Genomic DNA, 21,574 nt, shown 5'->3' on the forward strand with positions numbered 1-21,574 from the left:
AAAGCCCGTGTCTTATGGATATGTGGGGTTTATTAACCGCTTACACCCCTAACGCATCCACAATCGCCATCAGTGTCTTGAGGGATTGCCTTTTTGGCTGAGTGTGCGGTAGAGCGTTTCTCGTGAAAGACCGGTTTGCTTGGCGATATCTGCCATTCCCATGACGCGTGCGATCACATCGAGTGCATCGGCGATAAATGCAGGATCGCCCGTTTGCACCGCTTCGTCTAAGTAAGCTTGAAGTGCTTCTTGATTGTCCAAGAACTCCGCTGGATCAAAAGCGTGTAATGGAGGTTTGGGCGTTGTTGTCATAACGGTCTGTCTCCATGCGAATAAGTCAATCGGGTTGCTGATGACAGTGTAGCTTGGGCCTAGATAATCTTCTGCTCGGAAATGCTTTGGCTACGTTCACGCCTTGATTCTTTAAAAAGCAGAGTAAAAACTATCACGTTTATTACGAAGTCATAAGAAAATGTTGACATTAAGTCGCTTGGGTTTTGCTCTGAGTATTTAAAATACGGGTATAAATAAGACGCTAGGGTGATCAATACTGAGAAAACGGCGAGAAAAAGCAATTGCTTTCGAGTGAATAACGAACCCCCTTTGTAAATAGAAAACAAAGCAATTAACACAAAATAGCTAATGAACGTACCCGCAGAGTTTACCCCCTTTTCAATGAAGTCACCAATATACTGATAGCCACTTGAAATTGATAGCGCTAAGATAAGCACATAAAAAGTGATGATTGAAAGGTACTTATCTGATTTCACAATACGTCCTCATTAACTTGATTGCCGATAGAATACACGATTAATACACTGCCAGTGTAGAGAAAGAATAGGAACGCCACTCGATTCTAACCGAATGGCGTTACAGGTCGAAGTTTTATCAGTGTTTTAGCGATAGCTCATCCATGATGAACCTATATATCTAATGCTTCAGCAGGTGATCGTTTCGGCTCTTTACGCAAGAGTCCGAATACCATTAAACTAACCAGTAAGGCGATTGATCCGAGTACAACATTTGTGGCTGTAAACGCATAGTTATAGGTGAGAATCACTTCTTTTAATAGAAACTCTTGATTGACTCCAGAGGTTGCTTCAACCATCGAAACAAAGTTCCCGGATGTAATGCTATTCACCCATTCGCCGATGTTTGGTAATTCAAGTGCACGTAAGTTAACTGGAACAATCTCAGACAAAGTTGAACTGAGTAATGACCCATACAAGGCGACTGCAATGGCTTCACTTCCTAGTCTAAAGGTATTCAATAATCCTGCTGCCATACCTATTTCATTTGAATCAACACAACTTAGCGCTTCTCCATCTACAAGCCCGGCGGACATTCCCATCCCCATCCCGATTAATAATAAAGAGATAGACAAAACTGTGAGGTTAAGAGCAATATCAATGGATGATAACAGTAGTGACGTTCCTATCAACATGCTTAAAATACTTATATACATTAGAAGCTTAGAATTCACTCCTCTTGATGCCAATTTCCCGGCAATCAGAGGGAATATTAAAACCGGTGACGTTAGAAAGAGCATCATTAGTCCAGCTTTTGAGGCTGGTAGTTGCATAGGGCCTGTCAGATAGGTCGGGAAATAGGTTAACAAGGTGACGAAAGTGAAACTCGCGACGACCGGAACTAAAATAAACCCTAAAAATTTACGGTTTTTAAGTAGAATTAAATTAAGTACAGGGTTTTTGGCTAATTGAGCGCGGATAAGAAATAGAATGAACAGGATAGTACCGCTGGCTAATGTTAGCAGGCTTTCTGAGCTTTCCCATCCCCAGTCATAACCTTTTGACAGAGCAAGCATCAGCAAGAACATACTTGAAATGAAAAGTAGTGAACCCAAGAAATCTACTTGTGAAAGGCGTGCATCCTCTGCTTCATCTGAAGGTACTTTAGTACTAACCAGCAGTACAGAAAAAAGCGCGACTGCATGCATAGCGAAAATTGCTTGCCAGCTCCACATTTCTAACAATAGTCCTGAAATAGTAGGACCTAGTGTGATGCCTAACCCTGCTGTCGTCCCAAATAATGCGAATGCTTTGGTACGTTGATTTCCTTCGAATACATGTACAAAAATGGCACTACCACATGAGAAAATAGCGGCTCCTCCTACACCGGCTAAAGCTCGGAAGATATCGAGCCACAGCGCATTGCTGGCCAAAAAAGAACCAACTGATGCTAATGTATAAATCAATGCACCAGCAATAAAAGAGCGCTTTCGACCAAAAATATCAGAGAGTTTCCCCCAAATCAGTGTAAAACAAGCGAACGTCAGGTTGAAAGCATTCACCACCCATTGAAGACTTGCAAGGTCAGATTGCATATCTGCACTAATATAAGGCAGTGCAATCGCGGTACCTGAAATAGAGCTTGGTACAACAAATACAGCTAATAGTACGGAAAATAAGATAAATAAATTTGTATTTTTATTAAGTGTAGTCATAGATTATAAACCCTATAGACTTGTCATTATTGGTAGGTTGTCTGGGCGTCTTAAAATAATACCCTCCGACCATGATATAGAGCCGCCTTCCACTGAGCTGCGCTGCAGTTGATTTAACTTCGAACAAATTGTTGAACCTTTAAGGTCCATCTATACCTCTTACCTCTCTGTGCGTTACTAAAGATGTCGTAACGCTTTTACGTATTCATTTCAAAGTTTGAAAAAATGCATTCATATGAGAACATACAGTTGTTCGGGTATCATCGTACGTTCGATAATTTTCGAACCTTACATATGTATGAAAAGCATGTCAATGTGTTTGTATTTTTGAGCAGGTAGGAATGTCATGGCAAAAGTTGAAACAGGAACGCAGAACAGCGGAGATGAGCTGCTGGAGATCTTGAAGGCGCTTGCACACCCCATTAGGTTGAAAATCATTGTTGACTTAATCAATGATGAGGTTGATGCAGAAAGGCATTGCACCTCTTTTGGCCTCACGGTTACGAAAGCAACGCGGTCACATCATTTTAAAATTCTGAAAGATTCAGGCCTTATTACTCATGTTGATCGTGGCAACCGGTCGTTCGCTAAACTTCGCAGGGAGGAGTTAGAAGCGGCTTATCCGGGGTTGTTAAATATGCTAAAAAGCAGCTACTGACTGTGCATGCATGTTTTAGTAAACAATCGCTAATAATATGGACACTGCCACTCACCTACAGATAACAGTTGGTGAGCTATACGAGGAAGACGTCATCGTACCCTCAGAGATAGCTTTAGCTAAACCATTCACACCACCAGAAAGCCTGCGCTATTCAGTGCGGGCCTGGTCATTTCAGTGTGTTGAGCCTACTGGATGACCACTCCACCGCTACTTCACCGTCAAATATTCTCATCGCTGCGTTGTAAACCGTGTCGTTTTCTTGAACGAACTCCTCTTCTCACTATGTCTCTTTTTGCTGTTTTTATGTCGCCTAGTGTCAAGTTATGACTCTGTATTCCCGACACACTGTGGCCAGTTTAATCAAGCGACAAGAGGCCGAACATGAATCGCAGCGTCATTCTTACCTGCGCCGTTACCGGTGCGGGCGATACAACGGGTAAAAACCCCAATGTGCCAGTCACGCCAAAACAGATTGCTGACAACTGTATTGAGGCGGCGCGTGCTGGTGCCAGTGTCGCTCATATTCACGTGCGTGATCCTGAAACGGGCGGCATTAGCCACAATATTGATCACTTCCGTGAGGTGATGGAGCGCGTTCGCGAATCAGACGTCGATATTGTTATGAACATCACCGGCGGTGGCGGCGGTGATTGGATGCCGGACGCTCAAGATCCAAGCCGTGGTGGCCCGGGCACCGATATGCAAACCCCAGCCGAGCGTCATGCGCCAGTGGGCGAGCTATTGCCTGAGCTGTGCACCTTAGATTGCGGCAGCCTGAATTTTGGCGACATGGTGTACATTAACACCGCCGACTGGCTACGTGAGCAAGCCCGAATGGTGCAGGCCGCGGGCGTGAAAGCCGAGCTGGAGTGCTTTGACTTAGGCCATGTTTGGTTTGCCCGCCAGCTACAAAAAGAAGGTTTGCTCGAGGGCGATCCGCTGTTTCAGCTTTGCTTAGGGATTCCATGGGGCGCGGAAGCGGATACCGAAACCATGTTGGCCATGCGCAATAAGCTGCCTGAAAACGCCAACTGGGCGGCGTTTGGAATTGGTCGCCATCAGATGCCGATGGTGGCGCAAGCCATGTTGCTGGGTGGCCATGCCCGCGTGGGCTTGGAAGATAACCTCTACTTAGAAAAAGGGGTAATGGCGACCAACGGCGGCTTGGTAGAAAAGGCGAGCACCATCATTGAAAACCTTGGCGGTCGTATTATGACGCCCGCACAAACGCGCGCTGCGCTGAAACTGGTTGATCCTAAGACGGGTAAGCCGGTTGAAGGAGGTGACCAATGAGCAAGCAGTTAGCGGTCATCGGCACTGGTGTGATTGGTAATGGTTGGATTGCGCGTGCCTTGGCGCAGGGCTGGGACGTGATTGCCTATGACCCTGACCCACAAGCGCCCACTCGCACCCGTGCCTTTGTGACCAATGCCTGGCCATCGTTAGAAAAACTGGGCCTTGCCGAAGGCGCGGATCCTGCTCGGTTAACCTTTGTTGATAGCCTTGAGCAGGCGGTGAAAGAGGCCGACCTGATCCAAGAGAACGTGCCGGAGCGCATTGATATTAAGCGCGAGACCTTGGCGGCAATTGATGCTGCTGCGGCGCCAAGCGCGATTATTGGCTCATCGACCTCTGGCTTTAAACCCACCGAGCTGCAGACGGATTGCCATAACCACCCAGGGCGGGTGATGGTAGCGCATCCTTTTAATCCGGTGTATTTGTTGCCGCTGGTTGAATTAGTGGGCGGCGAGGCTACTCAATCGGATCATATTGACTGCGCCCATGCACTTTACCAAGCGCTGGCAATGCGTCCCTTGGTGGTTAAGCGCGAAATCGAGGGGCATATTGCAGACCGCTTGATGGAAGCGCTATGGCGTGAAGCCTTGCACCTGGTTAACGACGGGGTGGCCACTACTGAAGAGATTGATGCGGCAGTGGTTTATGGCTGTGGCCTGCGCTGGTCACTGATGGGCACCTTCTTAACTTTCCATCTGGCCGGTGGTGAGCAGGGCATGCGCCATATGCTAGAGCAGTTCGGTCCGGCGCTAAAACTGCCGTGGACCAAGCTGGAAGCGCCTGAGCTGACCGATGATCTGATTGATAAAGTGGTCGAAGGCTGTGAACACCAAGCCGCGGGTCGTCCTGTTTCTGAGCTAGACCGTCGCCGTGATGCGTTTTTGGTCGAGCTTTTAGACTTGGCGCAGAAGTATTGGCCCGAGGCTGAAGGTTTGGAAGGGCGCATCTAATGGCACTGTTAACGATAGACGTCGCCCCCGACTGGGTCGATTATAACGGACACATGAACGATGCCGAGTATGCGCGCGTGTTCTCGCTGGGTGTCGATGCACTAATGGCTACCATTGGCTTGGATGACGCAGGCCGCACCCAGCATGGCTATACCATTTATACCCTAGAAACCCATTTGTGTTACCGACGTGAGGCGCATCAAGGCCAGACCTTGGTGGTCGACGTGACCGTGTTAGCGCGTGATCAAAAGCGTCTGCATGTGTTTATGCAAATGCGTGATAGCCAAGGTGAGGTGCTGGCCACCAGCGAGCAGATGCTGATGGGCATCGATACGCAAACCGGTCGCCCCGCACCGTTTCCGGATGCTGTCTCCAGCCTGATTGAGCGGCTGCCTACCGCATCCGACAATGAGTGGCCCCAGCTTGCTGGGCGTCGCATCGGCCTACCCAGTAGGCAGTGAGCGCGTCGTCACCAAGATGGTGAGCCATCATGAGGTCCCGCCCAGCAGAGCCTGGGCGGATTACGGGATCGCCGGCCCGACTTCCGGCTCAAGGAGGAATCATTATCGCTACTTCAACACCCCCAAACTCACCCCAACGTGGTGACAGCCAGCAGGCTGCTACCTCGACCGATTATATGGTCACCGAGCTTGCGCAAGGTGGCTTCTTCCAAGGCATGCACCGCGGCATGACCATTTGTTCAGCCGTATTGGTACTGGCGTTTGTGCTGTTCACCGGCTTTCAATCCGAGACGGCCAGTGTCTTGTTTGGCACTACGCGCACCTGGATTGAAAGTACCTTTAGTGGCTACTACCTGGTCACCGTGATGCTGTTATTGACCGTGTGCGGTTTTATCGTTTTCAGCAAGTACGGCAACGTGCGGCTCGGCCCTGACGACAGTCGTCCAGAGTTTAGTAACTTCTCTTGGTTCTCGATGTTGTTTTCTGCCGGCATTGGTATCGGCATCCTGTTTTTTGGGGTGGCCGAACCCATCTTTTATCTCGATAACACCGGTGGATTTGGTTATCCCAACAATCCCCACGCCGACATGGCGGGCGCGGCGGCCATTGGCTATGAGCGCGCGATCGATGCGCTGCGGGTCACCGTGTTCCACTGGGGGCTGCATGGCTGGGCCATCTATGTGATTGTCGGTATGTCGCTGGCGTATTTTGCCTACCGTAAGCAACTCCCTTTGGCCCTGCGCTCGGCGCTTTACCCTTTTATCGGCGATCGTATTTTCGGCGCCTGGGGCCATCTGTTTGACATCCTTGGGGTGCTAGGTTGCGTGTTTGGTGTGGCGACGTCGCTCGGGCTTGGCGTGAGTCAAATGGCCGTGGGGCTGGAGCGCTTGATGGGTATCGCCTCTGGCTTATCGACCCAACTGGTGTTGATTGCGGTGATTTCGTTTATCTCGATTGTCTCGGCGGTCTCTGGTGTGCGCCGCGGGATCCGTATTATCTCGCAGATGAATATTTGGGTGTCGGTGTTTGTGGTTGGCGTCTTTTTAATTGGCGGCCCCACACTGTGGCTGTTCGGCGCGTTTGGTGAAACCTTACTCGACTATGCGATTAACTTTATCCCGATGGGGCTGTGGTTTGCTGATGAGCCGGGTACGGTAGATTGGCAGCAGGCTTGGACTATTTTCTATTGGGGCTGGTGGCTTGCCTGGGCACCCTTTGTTGGGTTGTTTATTGCGCGTATTTCCAAAGGGCGCACCTTGCGTGAGTTCGTGTTGGGCGTGTTATTTGTGCCCACCTTGTTGATCTTTGTCTGGTTGGTGATTTTTGGCGGCAATGCTATCTATCAAGAGCTGTATGCCAGTGGTGGTGTGGGCAGTGCCGGCATTATCGACTTGGTTAATGCCTGGGAGCTGCCAGCGGCCTTATTTGCGGCGGCCGATGGCATTGTTGGCACCGGCACGTTCGGCTGGATACTCTCGGCTCTGATGGTGTTCTTGCTGATGAGCTGGTTTGTGACCTCGTCGGACTCGGGCACCTTGGTGCTGACAACCATCTTATCTCTGGGTGACGAAGAGCCACCGCGACGTTTCCGTGTTATTTGGGGCGTGGTGATTGGCTTGGTGGCGGCAACGCTGCTGATGGCCGGAGGCCTTAAAGCGCTACAGACGGCATTGATCGCCGCCGCCTTGCCATTGAGCGTGGTGATCCTGGTAATGACCGCCGGGGTGTTAATCTCACTATTTGGTGAATCCCGCCGCTCGTTAGTGGCGGCTAAAAAAAGCTAGCCGCCAAAAATAGCGGTTTAAGGCGTCGCACCAAGACGCGCTAAACGCGAGACAAGCTGCTCATTCCGTTGCCGATTAAGGTGGCGGGGTGAGCGGCTTTTTTATCTATCTTGCCTTTCTTCTTTTACTGGCTTTGGGCTTTGCGCATCTGGCGCGGTGACACGCCGTAATGGCTGCGAAACGCGCGGGAAAAACTCGAGCTTGAGCTAAAGCCACACGCCAACCCCACGGACAACACATCGAGATCGGTTTCTTTTAGCAAGTAATGGGCACGCTCTAGCCGCAATCCCAAATACCAGCTTCGTGGTGACTGGTTCAGCTCGCTATCAAAAAGCCGTTGCAGATGGCGAAGCGAGATACCACTGCGCTGAGCCACCTCGGCCAAAGACAGGGGGGATTCTATATGGCGTTCCATCACATCCACCGCGTCGACCAGGCGGCGTCGATGGGTGCCTAAACGGCGGGCGAGTGTCATTCGCTGTTGATCGCGTCGGGTACGAATGCGCTCGTGCACTAGCTGTTCAGAGACGTCGATCGCTAACTGGGTGCCGTGGCGACGCGCAATCACATCCAGCGCCATGTCCATCGCCGCTGCGCCCCCTGCGCATGAAAAACGCCGCCGTCCCAGTTCAAACAGCTCATCTGAGGTGCTTACCTCCGGAAAGCGTTCTTGAAACGAGGGCAGGCTTTCCCAATGTAAGGTGACCCGCTCTCCCTTGAGCAAGTCGGCAGCGGCCAGCAAAAAGCAGCCGGTGTCGAGCCCGCCCAGCGCGCACCCCGCCGCATCAAGGCGGTGCAGCCAGCGCATTAAGGGGCGACTTAAATAGGCTTCAGGATCAAAGCCGCTACACACGGCCAGCGAGGGCAGGTCATGCACGGCATCAATCGCTTTATCCGCCAGCAGTGACATACCGTTAGACGCCTTCACTGGTTTGCCATCTTCACTGATCATTTGCCAATCAAATAGCTGCTTGCCACTGATCTGGTTGGCAATACGCAGTGGCTCGACGGCAGAGAAAAAGGCCATCATCGAGAAGCGGGGCAGTAAAAGAAAGCCGATGCATTCTGGCATCGGGCCTGTGTATTCAAGACGCATGACCGCAAACGAACAAAGAATGGTAGAAATAATGATGAGGGGCAGCCACTAGCCGGGTCAAGATAAGGTGAGCATTTGATTGATAAAAGTATTAAATCGTTTGGCTGCCAAACGCGTGACGGTGAGGTGTACAAAAATTAACTAGACTGTATCGATATCACCAGAATATACTCCGATTCCTCTTTCTACATAAGGCATATTTTGTGGATCCAACACGCGTCGATTGTCACTCCCCTTCACTGGTACGTTGTCACCAACAAAGGATGCAGTCATGATTGAACCTATGATTACCCTCCTGCTCGGTCTTTTCTTTATCTTGTTAATTATTGCCGCCAATGGCTACTTTGTGGCGCAAGAGTTTGCCTATATGGCGGTCGATCGCGCAAAGCTTGCGACCTTGGCCGCGACGGGCGATGCATCGGCAAAACGGGCGCTGGCGGTGACAAAACGGACGAGCTTTATGCTGTCTGGCGCGCAGCTTGGTATCACGGTCACCGGCTTGGTGTTGGGCTTTGTTGCCGAGCCGTTGGTCGGCGAGTCGATGGGCGTTTTATTGCAACAATTAGGCTTGTCGCTGGAAGCGGGGATCGCGATTGGTACCATGGCGACGCTTGCGGTGGCGATGATTGTGCAAATGATTTTGGGTGAGCTTTACCCGAAAAACTTAGCCATTGCCAATGCTGAACCCATGGCGCGTATGATGTCGCGTTCGACACTGATTTATATGTCGGTGTTTGGCTGGATCATCAGTTTCTTTGATAAATCCGCCAACCTGGTGCTGCGGATGGTGGGGATTCAACCGGTACATGATCTTGATATGAGTGCCTCAGAAGACGACTTACACCATATTATCGCCGACTCGCGAGAGAGCGGGGATTTGCCGGTGGAGTTGTCACTGATGATGGATCGGATCCTGGATTTTCCTGCGCGCGATGTTGAGCATGCGATGGTGCCGCGTTCGCAAGTTGATTGGGTGTCGCCAGAAACCAAGCTGTCCGAATTGTTGTCGCTGATGGCGCAAGCCCATACTCGTTATCCTGTGCTTGATGATAATGATGCGCCTGTGGGCGTAGTTCACCTGTCAGATGTCCTCGCGAAAACAGAGGCGGATTCAAATGATACCGTGGCGTCAGTGATGCGTCCTGCCAGTGTTCTCCCCACATTAATGCCGTTGCCAAATGCGCTAGATCAGTTGGTGCGCACGACCAATCAACTGGCGTGTGTGATTGATGAATATGGCGGCTTTGCTGGCGTATTAACTATTGAAGACTTGGCCATGGAGATCGTAGGGGAAATTACCGACGAGCATGATAGTGATCATGCCGAGGCGGTTGTCCCTGAAAGCGACAATGTCTGGTTGATGGACGGTGATGTGCACATCGACGAGGTGGAGCGTGCGATTGGCTATGATCTGCCGCGGGGTGATGTCGAAACCATTGCTGGCGTGTTGATTGCGGCGTGTGGTGCATTGCCAGCCGTAGGGGATACGGTGACCATTGCGCTGCCGATTGACCCATCCGAACTGGCGGAGAGTCAACCAATTATGCGCCATCTTGAAGTGGATGTATTAAGCATTGAACGGCACATTCCCACGTCGGTGCGGGTCACGCTTATTGAGCAGCCCATTGTGGAGGATAATCAATGACCGATCCGTTAGTGGTCAGTGTGATCACGCTGGCTTTGATTGTGTTAAGTGGCTTTTTTGTCATTATCGAGTTTGCCTTGATGGGCGCGCGCCGACATCGTTTGGAAGAAATGGCGGTAGAGAGTGGGTCGGCGCGGGCAGCGCTGCGTGGCATGAATGATTTGACCTTGATGCTGGCAGGGGCGCAATTAGGGATCACTTTTTGTACCTTTGCTCTCGGGGCGGTCACCAAACCAGCGGTGGATGTCTGGGTAGGGCCTGTCTTTCTCGCGGTTGGCTTACCCGCTTGGGCGGCTGATGCGGCGGCCTTCGGGTTTGCGCTGTTTGTGGTGACATTTTTGCACCTCGTCGTGGGTGAGATGGCACCGAAGTCTTGGTCGATTGCTCATCCAGAAAAGTCAGCCTTGGCAATCGGTGTTGTCTCGCGCGCTTATGTGTGGCCGTTACGTCCGTTACTTCGCTGGATCAATCGTATTGCCAATCGCTTGGTGAAAGCCTCAGGGGTTGAGCCTGTAGAAAGCGCCGCGGTCGGGGGACAAGATATTCAGACTATTCGTCAATTGGTTGAGCATTCTGGGCAAGTGGGAACCTTGCAACCAGCGATTCAACGGCAATTGTCGGGGTTGATCGATCTGAGTTCGATTGCAATCGAAACCTTGGTCACCCAGGGGCAGGTGATGGCACATGTTGATAAACATGCAACGGTGGCAGAGGTGCGTGCTGTCGCCGTGGCGTCAGGGCATCTGCGTATTTTAATGACTGGCAACGAGGGACTTAAGCCGTTGGTGGTGCACGTGCGGGATACGCTACTCGAACCGGCAGACCGACTCGCACGCGATGTCGCTCGCAATGCGTATGTGTTAGATGCCAACACCCCCATCTACGAAGCGCTAGCGCGCATGCGTGAAGCCAGCGTTCAGCTTGCGGTGGTCAGTAAAGAGGGGGAAATGATTGGCGTGGTGACGCTGGCGGATATTTTAAAACGCGTGCTTCCGGTCACGGCAGCAAGTTAACCCGCTATTTGCCAAGGTTAAAAAACGCCACAGTCACTTCACCAGTCACTGTGGCATTTTGTTTAGCTATCGATACTCGTTAGCGTCGCTGCGTTCGTCTGAGCGAACATATTGTGACGCTAGCTTACCAGCCTTTTACCACCGCGCCGTCAAAGACTTCCATTGCGGCGTTATAAACCGCGTCAGTTTGGTAGGCTTTAACAAAGGTTTTCACGTTTTCAGCGTCTACGTTGTCTTTGCGCGCCACAATCAGGTTCACGTAGGGTGATTCTTTGTCTTCAACAAAGATACCGTCTTTGCTTGGCGTTAGGCCCACGCCGGCGGCAAAGGTGTTGTTGATGATAGCCAAGTCTACGTCTTCCAATGAGCGAGGCAGTTGTGGGGTTTCTAGCTCGATAATTTCTACGTTTTTCGGGTTCTCAACGATATCCAGCTTAGTGGCGTTGATGCCTGCGCCTTCTTTAAGCTTGATGATGCCTTGTTGCTCAAGCAATACCAGTGAACGGCCTAGGTTCGATGGGTTGTTTGGCACGGCAATTTTACCGCCTTCTGGTAGATCCTCGACGCTATCTAGCTTGTAAGAGTAGGCCGCAATCGGATACACAAAGGTGTTGCCAGCAATCGCGAACTCATAGCCACGGTCTTTGATTTGTGCATCCAAGTAAGGTTTGTGTTGGAAAGCATTCACGTCGACTGAACCATCGTCCAGTGCCGCGTTTGGCGAGACGTAATCGGTAAAGGTGATTAGCTCTACATCAAGGCCGAGCTTTTTCGCTTCTTTCACCGCGTGTTCAGCCACTTGTGCTTCTTCACCGGCCATCACGCCCACGGTGATGCTGTTGGTATCGGTCGCGGCTTGTTCTTTCTCGCCGCAGCCAGTCAGCACCAAGGTAGAGGCAAGGCCAAGGGTGGCAAGTAGTGTTTTGATCGTGGTTTTCATTGTCTGTCTCCCTGTTTGCAACATATTCGTCATTATTGTGTTTGATTTAGCGGTGATCGGCGCGTCGCACCAAGTAATCACCAAAAGATTGAATCGCTTGCACTAAGACTACCAGCATTACAACGGTGATCAGCATGACGGTGGTGTCAAAGCGCTGATAGCCATAGCGGATGCCCACATCCCCAAGGCCGCCGCCACCGACGGCACCGGCCATGGCCGAGTAGCTCACCAAGGTGACCAAGGTAATGGTGGCGCCATTGATGATGCCTGGCAGTGCCTCTGGTATCAGCACTTTATAAATAATCTGGAACGGGTTCGCGCCCATCGCTTTGGCCGCTTCTTCTAGCCCTGCTGGTAGTTCCAGTAACGCCCCCTCAACCAAGCGGGCAATAAATGGAATCGCGCCGACGGTCAGTGGCACAATCGCCGCCGCGGTACCGATCGAGGTGCCAACCACCATGCGGGTAAAGGGAATAATCGCCACCAGCAAGATAATAAAGGGGATGGAGCGGCCAATGTTCACGACTGCGCCAAGCACCTGGTTAACTTGTGGTTGACCCAGCAAACCACCGGGTTTGGTCACATGCAGTAACACGCCTAGTGGGATGCCAATCACAAACCCCATGATGCCGGAGGCAAACACCATATACAGGGTTTGGCCGGTAGCCTCGAGGAGCAAGTTGATAAGGGCGCTGTTTTCATTAACCCATTGGGTGAGTTGATCAATCAACATAGCCAAGTACCTCCGTGTTGACATGGTGCTTGTTGAGGTAAGTAATGGCGTTTTCAACCGCCTCTTTGGGGCCCATGATCTCCGCGAGGAGTAGGCCGAATTTCACGCCACCGGCATAGTCGATATCTGAGCTTAAAATGCTGATGTCGATATCAAATAGGCGCGAGATCTGGCTGATTAATGGGTCATCGACCGTCGCACCGGTAAACTCAAGGCGCACTAACGGGTAGCTGCCTTCGAAGTATTCTTGTTGTAAGCGCTGGGCAAAATCATGCGGCACTGACAAGTCGAGGGTTGAGCGAATAAATTGTTTGGCCAAGTCGGATTTGGGGTGCGCAAAAATCTCGCCCACCGGGCCGGATTCAACCAGCTCCCCATCGCCAATGATGGCGACGTCGTCACAGATACGCTTGACCACGTCCATTTCGTGGGTGATCAGCAAAATGGTGAGGTTGAGCTTTTGGTTGATGGTTTGCAGCAACGACAAAATCGATTGGGTGGTGGCCGGATCCAGTGCGCTGGTGGCTTCATCACAAAGCAGAACGTTGGGGCTTGGCGCCAGTGCGCGGGCAATGGCGACACGCTGTTTTTGTCCGCCACTGAGGCTGGCAGGATACACATCACGCTTATCGGCCAAGCCGACCAGATCGAGCAGTTCGCTTACGCGGGTTTCTATCTCATCGCGGCTCGAGCCACTTAGCTCAAGCGGTAGGGCGATATTGTCGAAAACGGTGCGTGACGAAAGCAGATTAAAGTGTTGGAAAATCATCCCGATTTTACGGCGCGCTTGGGTCAACTGGCGGTTGGGTAGCGCGGTGAGGTTCGTCCCCCCCACTTTGACTGAGCCGCTGGTTGGGCGCTCGAGCAGGTTAACCATCCGGATCAGGGTACTTTTCCCAGCACCGGAGGCACCGATCACACCAAATACTTTCCCCTTGGGAATAAATAAGTTGATGTCATTAAGGGCATGAATTCGGCGCTCCCCGAGTTCGAATACCTTGTTGAGGTTGGTTATCTCAATCATCACATGTCCTTGGCGAATAATTTGATCACAGCAGACTCACTCAGCGGCTTGTGCCACATTCTTGCTGTCGCTCTGGTTATTGATGCTATGAGTTAGTCAAAATTAAGTCAATGGATATTTTTACTTCTGGACGTCTAAATGGCAATAAGTCCAATCGCTTGGTTATAAACTCAACAGTCAGCTTGATCTCAAACGATAAAGGGCGTTTACTAGAGGCCCCTGTAGTGCTTTGTTCTGATTACGCTTTATGCCAACTGCTTTGATTGATACCACCATGCTTTCCTTGTTTATCCCGACCTTTTTCCTCGTCTCGGTGACGCCTGGGATGTGTATGACCCTCTCGATGACGCTGGGAATGACCATCGGGGTTAAGCGTAGCCTGCATATGATGTGGGGCGAGTTAATTGGCGTGGGGCTGGTGGCGATTGCCTCGGTGATTGGAGTGGCGGCGATGATGCTTAATTATCCGTCTATCTTTCAGGTTTTCAAATACGTCGGTGGTGCCTATCTGGCGTTTATCGGGGTGCAAATGTGGCGATCTCGCGGGAAAATGGCCATTCCTGAGGAGGATGACGCTAGCCCCAGTGAAGCGTCTGCGTGGTCCTTGGCGGCCCAAGGGTTTGTCACCGCGATTGCTAACCCGAAAGGCTGGGCGTTTATGATCTCACTGTTGCCCCCGTTTATTAATCCTAAATTAGCGCTGCCTAGCCAGTTAAGTGTGCTGGTGTTGATTATTCTGCTGACCGAGTTTAGCTGTTTGATGCTGTATGCCAGTGGCGGTCGCACGTTGCGCCAATTTCTGCAGCAAAGAGGCAACGTGCAATTACTCAACCGTGTCGCCGGCACCTTGATGGTGGGTGTTGGCGTTTGGCTGGCGCTGGGGTAGGGCGTGATTAGCCTGTGATGCAGCCGTGATGCTCAGCGACCAACGCGGTAAAGAGCGCTTTGGCGGTGGGGAGAATCGCATCTGGAAAATCATAATCAGGGTTGTGCAGCTGTGGATGATGCTCACCACTGCCAATGCCAAACAACGCCCCTGGCCAGCGAGCAAGAAATTCGGCCACATCCTCCGACCAACGCATGGGCTCGGTGAGCCTGTGAACGGCTAACCCTAACGACTGCGCGGCATTGACCACATGCTGCGTATGGTGCGTGCTGTTCTCGGCCGCGATAAAGGGCTCATGCCAGCTAACACTGACCGTTAATCCTGCCCGAGCCGCCAGCGTGTTCACTTTGTCGATTAAGTCGGCCTTCATGGCGTGAAAGCAGGCGTTGTCATCACTGCGCAACGTGGCCATCACGGTCGCCTGGCCGGGGGCGACGCCGTAGGCAGGCTCTCCTAACTGGGCGTGAGTCAAGGTGACGAGGCTGTTGGCGTCAGGGTAGGCGTCGGGCAGTTGTGTCAGGGTATGCATCACGCCTGTCATCGCACTGGCAGGGCTGATCCCACGCTCTGGGTAGGCGGCATGAGAAGTTTTTCCGTACAGCTCAATAGCGACTCCGGTCGAGGCACAGGCAAAGGTACCGGGGCGTACCACGATTTGATGCTGACTAAAGCCGGGGAGATTGTGAAAGGCGTAGACGTTATCAATCTGCGCGTTGGTAAGTGCGGGGGACTCGCACATACGCGCTGCGCCTTCGCCGGTTTCTTCGGCAGGCTGAAAGGCGAGCAGTACAGTGCCACGAGCGGGTGGCGTGTGGCGAAGCTCGGCGGCGACGGCCAGCAACGCCGCGGTATGACCATCGTGGCCACAGGCATGCATCACGCCTGAGTGCTGGGAGCAATAAGCCAGTGATCCACGCTCTTCAATCGGCAGCGCATCGAAATCGGCACGTAGTAAGGTGGTGGGCCCTGGTGCCGCGCCTTGAATGGTGACCAGGATCCCGTGACCGCCGACATCAGTGGCAGGGTGAAAGCCAAATTGCCGCAACTGGGCAGCGATAGTGCGGGCGGTGAGGGCTTCGTAGTTAGACAGCTCAGGGGTTTGGTGCAGGGTATGCCGTAGTGTGACGGGATCGAATTCGTTAGCCATCTTCGACTCCAAAACCAGAATGGATACGCCATGCTAGATCGCGTTTGCATGTCACGTTGTGAACGCAAACGCAAAAAAGCCAGCAACGGGTGCTGGCTTTTGTTTTATCTCGACAGGGCGTGGTGCAAATTACACTTGGCCGTTGTCTTCCGCTTGTTTCGCTTGGATAGCGGTCAGTGCCACTGTGTATACAATGTCGTCTACCAGTGCGCCACGAGACAGGTCGTTCACCGGCTTGCGCATGCCTTGCAGCATTGGACCGATAGACACCAGCTCAGCAGAACGTTGTACTGCTTTGTAGGTGGTGTTACCTGTGTTCAAGTCTGGGAAGACGAACACGGTCGCTTTACCGGCAACCGGTGAATCCGGTGCTTTCGACTTAGCCACATTTTCCATGATGGCCGCGTCGTACTGCAGTGGGCCGTCAATCACTAGATCAGGGCGCTTCTCTTTGGCAAGACGGGTGGCTTCGCGAACTTTATCCACGTCAGCCCCTTTGCCTGAGCTACCGGTCGAGTAAGAGATCATTGCCACGCGCGGCTCAATACCGAATGCGGCGGCAGAATCGGCTGATTGAATTGCGATTTCAGCCAGTTGTTCTGCGTTTGGATCCGGGTTAATCGCACAGTCACCGTAAACCAGCACTTGCTCAGGCAGCAGCATGAAGAAGACCGACGACACCAAAGAGGCGTTCGGCGCTGTCTTGATGATCTGCAGCGGTGGGCGAATGGTGTTAGCCGTCGTGTGCACGGCACCGGAAACCAGACCGTCGACTTCGTTGGCTTCTAGCATCATGGTACCCAGTACGACTGTGTCTTCCAGATGCTCTTGCGCAATCACTTCGGTGATGCCTTTGCTCTTACGCAGCTCAACCAAGCGGGCCACATATTTGTCACGCGCTTTTACTGGGTCAATGATTTCAACGCCTGCGCCCAGGGTGACGCCTTGCTGATCGGCAACACGTTTAATTTCTTCTGGGTTACCTAAAAGCACACACTCAGCAATTTTACGCTCGGCACAGATAGCGGCGGCCTTGATGGTGCGTGGCTCGTCACCTTCCGGCAGCACAATGCGCTTGGCGGCTTTACGCGCAAACTCGGTGAGCTGATAACGGAAGGCCGGTGGGCTAAGGCGACGCTCGCGGTTAGAGCCAGAGCTTAGTGACTCAATCCAGTTACCATCAATGTGGCTGGCTACATGGTCGTTCACAAACTCAACACGCTCTTTGTCGTCAGCCGGGACTTCGAGGCTGAAGCTTTGCAGGTTGAGCGAGGTTTGCCAGGTGTTCCCTGCGGTGGTGAACACCGGTAGGCCCGTTTCAAAGGCACGATCACACAGTGCTTTGAGCTGGTCAGGGATGGCATAACCACCTGTCAGCAACAAGGCACCGATTTCTACGCCGTTCATCGCAGCTAGACACGCGGCGACGATCACGTCAGGGCGGTCAGCCGAAGTCACGAGCAAGGAGCCTGGGCGGAAGTGTTCAACCATATTAGGGATTGAACGCGCACAGAAGGTAATGCTCTTGATGCGACGTGAGTGAATTTCGCCTTCGTTGATAATGGTGGCGTTCAAGTGCTTGGCCATATCGCTAGCACGAGTGGCGATCAGGTCGATTTTCCATGGCACACAACCCAGTACACGGATTGGGCTGGAGTTGAAAATCTGCATCACTTCAACGTTGGTTGGACGTGCGCCGTCCGCTTCGTCAAAGATTTCTGACAGGTCAGGGCGCGTGCGACCAGCATCATCCACAGGCGCATTGAGCTTGTTGATGATCACGCCAGAGATATTGCCGTTTTTGCTGCCGCCAAAGTTGGTGCAAGCAAACTCGATACGCTCTTTTAGCTGGGCTGGGTTGTCGGTACCTGGTGTGGTCACAAAGACAATTTCTGCATCCAGCGTCTTGGCAATCTCGTAATTGATTTGGTTGGCAAACGGATGGTTACGCGTGGTAACTAAGCCTTCAACCAATGCCACTTCGGTGTTTTGGGTGGCGTGTGTGAAGCGTGCAAGTACTTCTTCAAGCAACACGTCTTCTTGATCAGAGCGCAGCAGATTTTCGGCCTGGTTCATCGACATTGACTCGGCGACTTTCATATCACTGTTGGCGTGAATGATTTCCGTCGTCAGGTCTGTTACATCGGTGTCGCTACCGTGATGTGGCTGGGCAATGGGTTTAAAAAATGAGACGCGAACGCCTTTACGCTCCATCGCTCGCATGACGCCGAGGCTGACACTGGTCAGGCCGACGCCGGAGCCGATTGGGATTAGCATAATAGTACGGGACACGTTGACTTCCTCTTACTATCTGATTGGCGTGCCGGACAGGCCGGCACAAATATAAAAACGGCTGAGTGGAATCAGCCGTTGGGAATGGTCTTACAGGCCAGTTAGGCGCGCAGTGTCTTGCGCAATGACCAACTCTTCGTTGGTTGAAATCACCATCGCAGGTACACGGCTTTCGTCTGTGGTGATCACGCCTTCGCCACCAAAGCGGGCTTTCAGGTTGCGCGCTTTGTCGACATCAACACCCAGTAGCGACAAGCGCTCAAGTACCAGTTCACGGATTGGACCTGAGTTCTCACCGATACCGCCAGTGAAGACAATCGCATCAAGACGGCCGTCTAGGGTCGCGGTGTAGCTGGCTACGTATTTGGCAAGACGGTGACAGAATACATTCATTGCGCGAGTGGCTTCTTCTTTCTCGCCGTAGTTGTCTTCGACAAAGCGGCAGTCAGAGGTCACTTCGGTCAAGCCTTGCAGGCCAGACTCTTTGGTCAGCATGGTGTTGATTTGCTCAACGCTGTAACCCAGTGCATCGTGCAGATGGAAGATAATCGCAGGATCTAGGTCACCAGAGCGGGTGCCCATGACCAGACCTTCCAATGGAGTCATGCCCATTGAGGTGTCGACGGATTTGCCGTTTTTAATCGCACATACTGACGCGCCGTTACCGAGGTGGCAGTTAATGATGTTCACTTCATCAACAGGCTTGCCAAGCTGCTCAGCGGCGGCGTTAGCGATAAAGTAGTGCGAGGTACCATGCATGCCATAGCGACGGATGCCGTGCTCTTTATAAAGGTTATAAGGCAGCGCATACAAGTAGGCTTCTTCTGGCATGGTTTGATGGTATGCCGTATCGAATACCGCCACGTTTTTCAGCGCTGGGAAGGCTTTTTTCGCCGCTTCGATACCTACGATATGGGCTGGGTTGTGCAGCGGTGCAAAGCTGGCTGCATCGTGGATCCCTTTCAGTACATCGTCCGTAATTAATGCTGACTGAGTAAAGTGCTCTCCACCGTGAACAACGCGGTGGCCGATGGCACCTAGGTTCTCGGCAAGCTCAGGCTTAGAGGCAAGAATGGTATCAACAATGAAGTTCAGTGCTTCATTGTGTGCGGCACCTTCGCCGAGTTGGGCTTCATGCTTACCGTCCATTTTCCACTTAATGCGGGCTTCTGGGAGGTGAAGGCATTCGGCTAGACCGGTAAGATGCTCATCGCCTGATTGAGCGTCGACAATGGCGAACTTCAAAGAGGAGCTTCCGCAATTGAGTACGAGAACCAGCTTGGACATGTATGACTACCTATGTTTCGTAAGACAGAGTGTATTGAACAAAAAGGATAGTGGACAAACAGAGACACTACCTTTTTAAAAAAAGAATTATCTCATGCGTTGTCGCGGGGAAGAACCATCTTTATCCGTCCTGGATAAATGAACGCTCCGTCGAATACAACCAGATTAGGTTGCGAGACAATCGAATCCGAGCAACAATGATAAAGTGCGCTAAGGATAGCGGGACTTGATACAGATAACAAAAATTTTTTGAGCAATACTGGTTAATTTTGAAAGTTTTTAAACAGTTTGTTTAATTTTTATTGTAAAAGTTGAGTGACAGCGAGTCGAGTCACACTGAGTAAGTGAGGTAGGTATGACAACGAATAAGTCAATCTGGCGCTGCCTGCAAGACGGTCAGAAGTACATGCAGGAATGGCCAATGAGAAAGGAGTTGGCACCGGTTTTTCCCGAAAATCGAGTGATCACCATGACTCGTTTCGCGATTAAAGTCATGCCTGCCGTGGCGGCAATCAGTGTATTGCTGCAGATGTCGGCCAATAATGTGCAAGGGCTACCGCAAGCGGTGATTGTAGCCTTATTCGCGTTAAGCCTGCCGGTGCAAGGTTTGTGGTGGTTGGGTAAGCGTCGTGATACGCCTCTGCCGCCGGCGCTTGCGGGTTGGTATCGCGAACTGCATCAAAAGATCACCAGCGAAGGCCATGCGATGCAGCCGATTAAAAGCCAACCTAAGTATAAAGAGCTTGCACATGCGTTAAGCCGCGCGTTTAAAGTTGATCGCGCCGCGTTGGAGCGCTGGTTCTAACAGACACGCGGCGTCGTCGCGATCGAATAGCTATCGACTAGGTATAGAGAAGAAATGACAAAAACGCCGACCAGTTGGTCGGCGTTTTTTATCTGTGGGAAAGCGTGAGCACTGAGCTATTTGTTTGCGCGCTTGCACTGGGCGTCACCTTGCCCCTGCATTTGGCTCACCGCTTGACGCATTTCATCCATCGACAGCCAACGCTGTGGCATGGGCAGTACGTGCAAGCGCAAGTCTGGCGCGTCGTCGCTCAGCATGGCTTGGTCGCTTACCGCGGTGATCAGTGCAATGCGCAGTTCAGGGTTGCGGGCGTGAATTTGTGCGGCGGTTCCCAACCCCTCAGCCACGTGAAAACGCCCGGCGACATGCACAATTTGGCTGTTGGGGTGAGCGGCATGATACGCGACGATGCTTTCGGCCATGGTGGCATCCCACGCAAGCTGGGCGGCATATTGCGCGTCTGTTTGGCTGGCGCTGCCATGGTGCATATTGGCCTTAAACTTGCGCTTATAGGCTGAATCTTGGGTATCTATGGTGTCAGCAAACCAGCTACGCTGTTGCTCGGACAGACTATCCAGGTAGGACAAACCTTGTTGACCAATACAGCGCACCAGTCGCTTGGGTGCGTTGGCAGCAATTACCTCGATTTGACGTTGCTTGGCCAGCTCAATCAAGGGGCGGTAGCTGCCGTCATAGTTATCCCAGGCATTGGCCTGTCGTTTTAACGTGTCTTCGCCTATCTCGCCAGCAAGATATTGGTCAAGGACTGGCTGTGCATCGCGACTGAACTGCTCCATCGACAGGGCCACCGAATGCTCTGAGGCGAGCTGACTGAGTAGTTCAGTTTGAAAGCGGTGTACACCAGGATGGCCGTGCCACTCGCCAATAAGCACCACATCGGCATCCGCGACTTGAGCGGTCACTTGGGTCAGGCGCAATGGCTCGCCGTCTGCGTGGGTGACTTGGTAGTCAAATAAGGTGGCAAGCGCATCGGTTTTCGCATGGAGCGCTGAGCTAGTGAATGCGATGCAGGCTGCGGCGAGCAAGGTATTGATGAGACGAACCGATACACGACCTTGTTTCATGGCTT

20 protein-coding genes are annotated in these 21,574 nt (G+C 52.1%); 9 read left to right on the top strand and 11 right to left on the bottom strand.

The window, feature by feature from the left end; translation table 11 throughout:
- Positions 1–69 precede the first annotated feature (69 nt).
- The 3 genes from C7A19_RS11345 to C7A19_RS11355 all read right to left on the bottom strand — a co-directional run bounded on the left by C7A19_RS11345 (position 70) and on the right by C7A19_RS11355 (position 2,464).
- Positions 70–312: an addiction module antidote protein gene (locus tag C7A19_RS11345; RefSeq protein WP_235614295.1), complete on the bottom strand. Its 243-nt coding sequence runs from the start codon at positions 310–312 to the stop codon at positions 70–72.
- Between the two features lie 59 nt (positions 313–371).
- A complete protein-coding gene (locus C7A19_RS11350) occupies positions 372–770 on the bottom strand; it encodes a hypothetical protein (RefSeq protein WP_116644922.1) in 399 nt (132 codons plus the stop codon).
- A 152-nt stretch (positions 771–922) separates the two neighbouring features.
- Complete coding sequence (locus C7A19_RS11355; protein ID WP_116644923.1) at positions 923–2,464, bottom strand: MFS transporter; 1,542 nt, start codon at positions 2,462–2,464, stop codon at positions 923–925.
- Between the two features lie 346 nt (positions 2,465–2,810).
- On the opposite strand from C7A19_RS11355, the gene C7A19_RS11360 reads away from it, so the two are divergent.
- From C7A19_RS11360 to C7A19_RS11380, 5 genes are all read left to right on the top strand, one after another.
- On the top strand, positions 2,811–3,122 hold the full coding sequence (locus tag C7A19_RS11360; RefSeq protein ID WP_116644924.1) for a helix-turn-helix domain-containing protein: 312 nt from the start codon (positions 2,811–2,813) through the stop codon (positions 3,120–3,122).
- A 384-nt stretch (positions 3,123–3,506) separates the two neighbouring features.
- A complete protein-coding gene (locus C7A19_RS11365) occupies positions 3,507–4,418 on the top strand; it encodes a 3-keto-5-aminohexanoate cleavage protein (RefSeq protein ID WP_077658828.1) in 912 nt (303 codons plus the stop codon).
- Entirely contained in the window at positions 4,415–5,371 is a 957-nt protein-coding gene (locus C7A19_RS11370) for an L-carnitine dehydrogenase (protein ID WP_077658829.1), read from the top strand. The genes C7A19_RS11365 and C7A19_RS11370 overlap by 4 nt, the downstream gene beginning before the upstream one ends.
- Positions 5,371–5,832: a thioesterase family protein gene (locus C7A19_RS11375; protein ID WP_077649095.1), complete on the top strand. Its 462-nt coding sequence runs from the start codon at positions 5,371–5,373 to the stop codon at positions 5,830–5,832. The genes C7A19_RS11370 and C7A19_RS11375 overlap by 1 nt, the downstream gene beginning before the upstream one ends.
- Before the next feature lie 29 nt (positions 5,833–5,861).
- Entirely contained in the window at positions 5,862–7,616 is a 1,755-nt protein-coding gene (locus C7A19_RS11380; protein WP_235614296.1) for a BCCT family transporter, read from the top strand.
- Between the two features lie 124 nt (positions 7,617–7,740).
- Here C7A19_RS11380 and C7A19_RS11385 read toward each other — a convergent pair whose 3' ends face one another.
- Positions 7,741–8,688: a GlxA family transcriptional regulator gene (locus C7A19_RS11385; protein WP_198535256.1), complete on the bottom strand. Its 948-nt coding sequence runs from the start codon at positions 8,686–8,688 to the stop codon at positions 7,741–7,743.
- Between the two features lie 295 nt (positions 8,689–8,983).
- Between C7A19_RS11385 and C7A19_RS11390 the strand changes: the two genes are divergently transcribed.
- A complete protein-coding gene (locus C7A19_RS11390; protein ID WP_116644925.1) occupies positions 8,984–10,357 on the top strand; it encodes a hemolysin family protein in 1,374 nt (457 codons plus the stop codon).
- On the top strand, positions 10,354–11,370 hold the full coding sequence (locus C7A19_RS11395) for a CNNM domain-containing protein (RefSeq protein ID WP_116644926.1): 1,017 nt from the start codon (positions 10,354–10,356) through the stop codon (positions 11,368–11,370). The genes C7A19_RS11390 and C7A19_RS11395 overlap by 4 nt, the downstream gene beginning before the upstream one ends.
- Before the next feature lie 124 nt (positions 11,371–11,494).
- Here C7A19_RS11395 and metQ read toward each other — a convergent pair whose 3' ends face one another.
- The 3 genes from metQ to metN are packed head-to-tail and all read right to left on the bottom strand — an operon-like array spanning position 11,495 to position 14,067.
- Entirely contained in the window at positions 11,495–12,310 is an 816-nt protein-coding gene (gene metQ, locus C7A19_RS11400; protein WP_077650863.1) for a methionine ABC transporter substrate-binding lipoprotein MetQ, read from the bottom strand.
- 46 nt (positions 12,311–12,356) lie between these two features.
- Positions 12,357–13,043: a methionine ABC transporter permease gene (locus C7A19_RS11405; protein ID WP_069361055.1), complete on the bottom strand. Its 687-nt coding sequence runs from the start codon at positions 13,041–13,043 to the stop codon at positions 12,357–12,359.
- Complete coding sequence (gene metN / locus C7A19_RS11410; RefSeq protein WP_077456719.1) at positions 13,033–14,067, bottom strand: methionine ABC transporter ATP-binding protein MetN; 1,035 nt, start codon at positions 14,065–14,067, stop codon at positions 13,033–13,035. The genes C7A19_RS11405 and metN overlap by 11 nt, the downstream gene beginning before the upstream one ends.
- Before the next feature lie 247 nt (positions 14,068–14,314).
- Here metN and C7A19_RS11415 point away from each other — a divergent pair, with 247 nt between their 5' ends.
- On the top strand, positions 14,315–14,953 hold the full coding sequence (locus C7A19_RS11415) for a LysE family translocator (protein ID WP_077456717.1): 639 nt from the start codon (positions 14,315–14,317) through the stop codon (positions 14,951–14,953).
- Between the two features lie 7 nt (positions 14,954–14,960).
- Here C7A19_RS11415 and C7A19_RS11420 read toward each other — a convergent pair whose 3' ends face one another.
- The 3 genes from C7A19_RS11420 to C7A19_RS11430 all read right to left on the bottom strand — a co-directional run bounded on the left by C7A19_RS11420 (position 14,961) and on the right by C7A19_RS11430 (position 19,679).
- Positions 14,961–16,100 (bottom strand): amidohydrolase, encoded by a 1,140-nt coding sequence (locus tag C7A19_RS11420; protein ID WP_116644927.1) that lies wholly within the window; start codon positions 16,098–16,100, stop codon positions 14,961–14,963.
- A gap of 129 nt (positions 16,101–16,229) precedes the next feature.
- Entirely contained in the window at positions 16,230–18,377 is a 2,148-nt protein-coding gene (gene pta, locus C7A19_RS11425) for a phosphate acetyltransferase (protein ID WP_077600122.1), read from the bottom strand.
- 105 nt (positions 18,378–18,482) lie between these two features.
- Positions 18,483–19,679: an acetate kinase gene (locus C7A19_RS11430; protein ID WP_069361050.1), complete on the bottom strand. Its 1,197-nt coding sequence runs from the start codon at positions 19,677–19,679 to the stop codon at positions 18,483–18,485.
- A gap of 355 nt (positions 19,680–20,034) precedes the next feature.
- On the opposite strand from C7A19_RS11430, the gene yfbV reads away from it, so the two are divergent.
- Entirely contained in the window at positions 20,035–20,484 is a 450-nt protein-coding gene (gene yfbV / locus C7A19_RS11435; protein WP_046073658.1) for a terminus macrodomain insulation protein YfbV, read from the top strand.
- A 116-nt stretch (positions 20,485–20,600) separates the two neighbouring features.
- Here the strand turns inward: yfbV and C7A19_RS11440 are convergent, their stop codons facing one another.
- Positions 20,601–21,569 (bottom strand): ChaN family lipoprotein, encoded by a 969-nt coding sequence (locus tag C7A19_RS11440; RefSeq protein WP_116644928.1) that lies wholly within the window; start codon positions 21,567–21,569, stop codon positions 20,601–20,603.
- Between the last annotated feature and the right edge of the window lie 5 nt (positions 21,570–21,574).

The organism is Salinivibrio sp. HTSP (genome assembly GCF_003390965.1).
Lineage (GTDB): Bacteria > Pseudomonadota > Gammaproteobacteria > Enterobacterales > Vibrionaceae > Salinivibrio > Salinivibrio kushneri.

Coding starts and splice junctions, on each gene's coding strand:
- yfbV (WP_046073658.1), top strand. CDS start 20,035: ATGACAACGAATAAGTCAATCTGGCGCTGCCTGCAAGACGGTCAGAAG.
- C7A19_RS11370 (WP_077658829.1), top strand. CDS start 4,415: ATGAGCAAGCAGTTAGCGGTCATCGGCACTGGTGTGATTGGTAATGGT.
- C7A19_RS11395 (WP_116644926.1), top strand. CDS start 10,354: ATGACCGATCCGTTAGTGGTCAGTGTGATCACGCTGGCTTTGATTGTG.
- C7A19_RS11365 (WP_077658828.1), top strand. CDS start 3,507: ATGAATCGCAGCGTCATTCTTACCTGCGCCGTTACCGGTGCGGGCGAT.
- metQ (WP_077650863.1), bottom strand. CDS start 12,310: ATGAAAACCACGATCAAAACACTACTTGCCACCCTTGGCCTTGCCTCT.
- C7A19_RS11420 (WP_116644927.1), bottom strand. CDS start 16,100: ATGGCTAACGAATTCGATCCCGTCACACTACGGCATACCCTGCACCAA.
- C7A19_RS11440 (WP_116644928.1), bottom strand. CDS start 21,569: ATGAAACAAGGTCGTGTATCGGTTCGTCTCATCAATACCTTGCTCGCC.
- C7A19_RS11360 (WP_116644924.1), top strand. CDS start 2,811: ATGGCAAAAGTTGAAACAGGAACGCAGAACAGCGGAGATGAGCTGCTG.
- metN (WP_077456719.1), bottom strand. CDS start 14,067: ATGATTGAGATAACCAACCTCAACAAGGTATTCGAACTCGGGGAGCGC.
- pta (WP_077600122.1), bottom strand. CDS start 18,377: ATGCTAATCCCAATCGGCTCCGGCGTCGGCCTGACCAGTGTCAGCCTC.
- C7A19_RS11405 (WP_069361055.1), bottom strand. CDS start 13,043: ATGTTGATTGATCAACTCACCCAATGGGTTAATGAAAACAGCGCCCTT.
- C7A19_RS11430 (WP_069361050.1), bottom strand. CDS start 19,679: ATGTCCAAGCTGGTTCTCGTACTCAATTGCGGAAGCTCCTCTTTGAAG.
- C7A19_RS11345 (WP_235614295.1), bottom strand. CDS start 312: ATGACAACAACGCCCAAACCTCCATTACACGCTTTTGATCCAGCGGAG.
- C7A19_RS11355 (WP_116644923.1), bottom strand. CDS start 2,464: ATGACTACACTTAATAAAAATACAAATTTATTTATCTTATTTTCCGTA.
- C7A19_RS11380 (WP_235614296.1), top strand. CDS start 5,862: ATGAGGTCCCGCCCAGCAGAGCCTGGGCGGATTACGGGATCGCCGGCC.
- C7A19_RS11390 (WP_116644925.1), top strand. CDS start 8,984: ATGATTGAACCTATGATTACCCTCCTGCTCGGTCTTTTCTTTATCTTG.
- C7A19_RS11385 (WP_198535256.1), bottom strand. CDS start 8,688: ATGCCAGAATGCATCGGCTTTCTTTTACTGCCCCGCTTCTCGATGATG.
- C7A19_RS11375 (WP_077649095.1), top strand. CDS start 5,371: ATGGCACTGTTAACGATAGACGTCGCCCCCGACTGGGTCGATTATAAC.
- C7A19_RS11415 (WP_077456717.1), top strand. CDS start 14,315: ATGCCAACTGCTTTGATTGATACCACCATGCTTTCCTTGTTTATCCCG.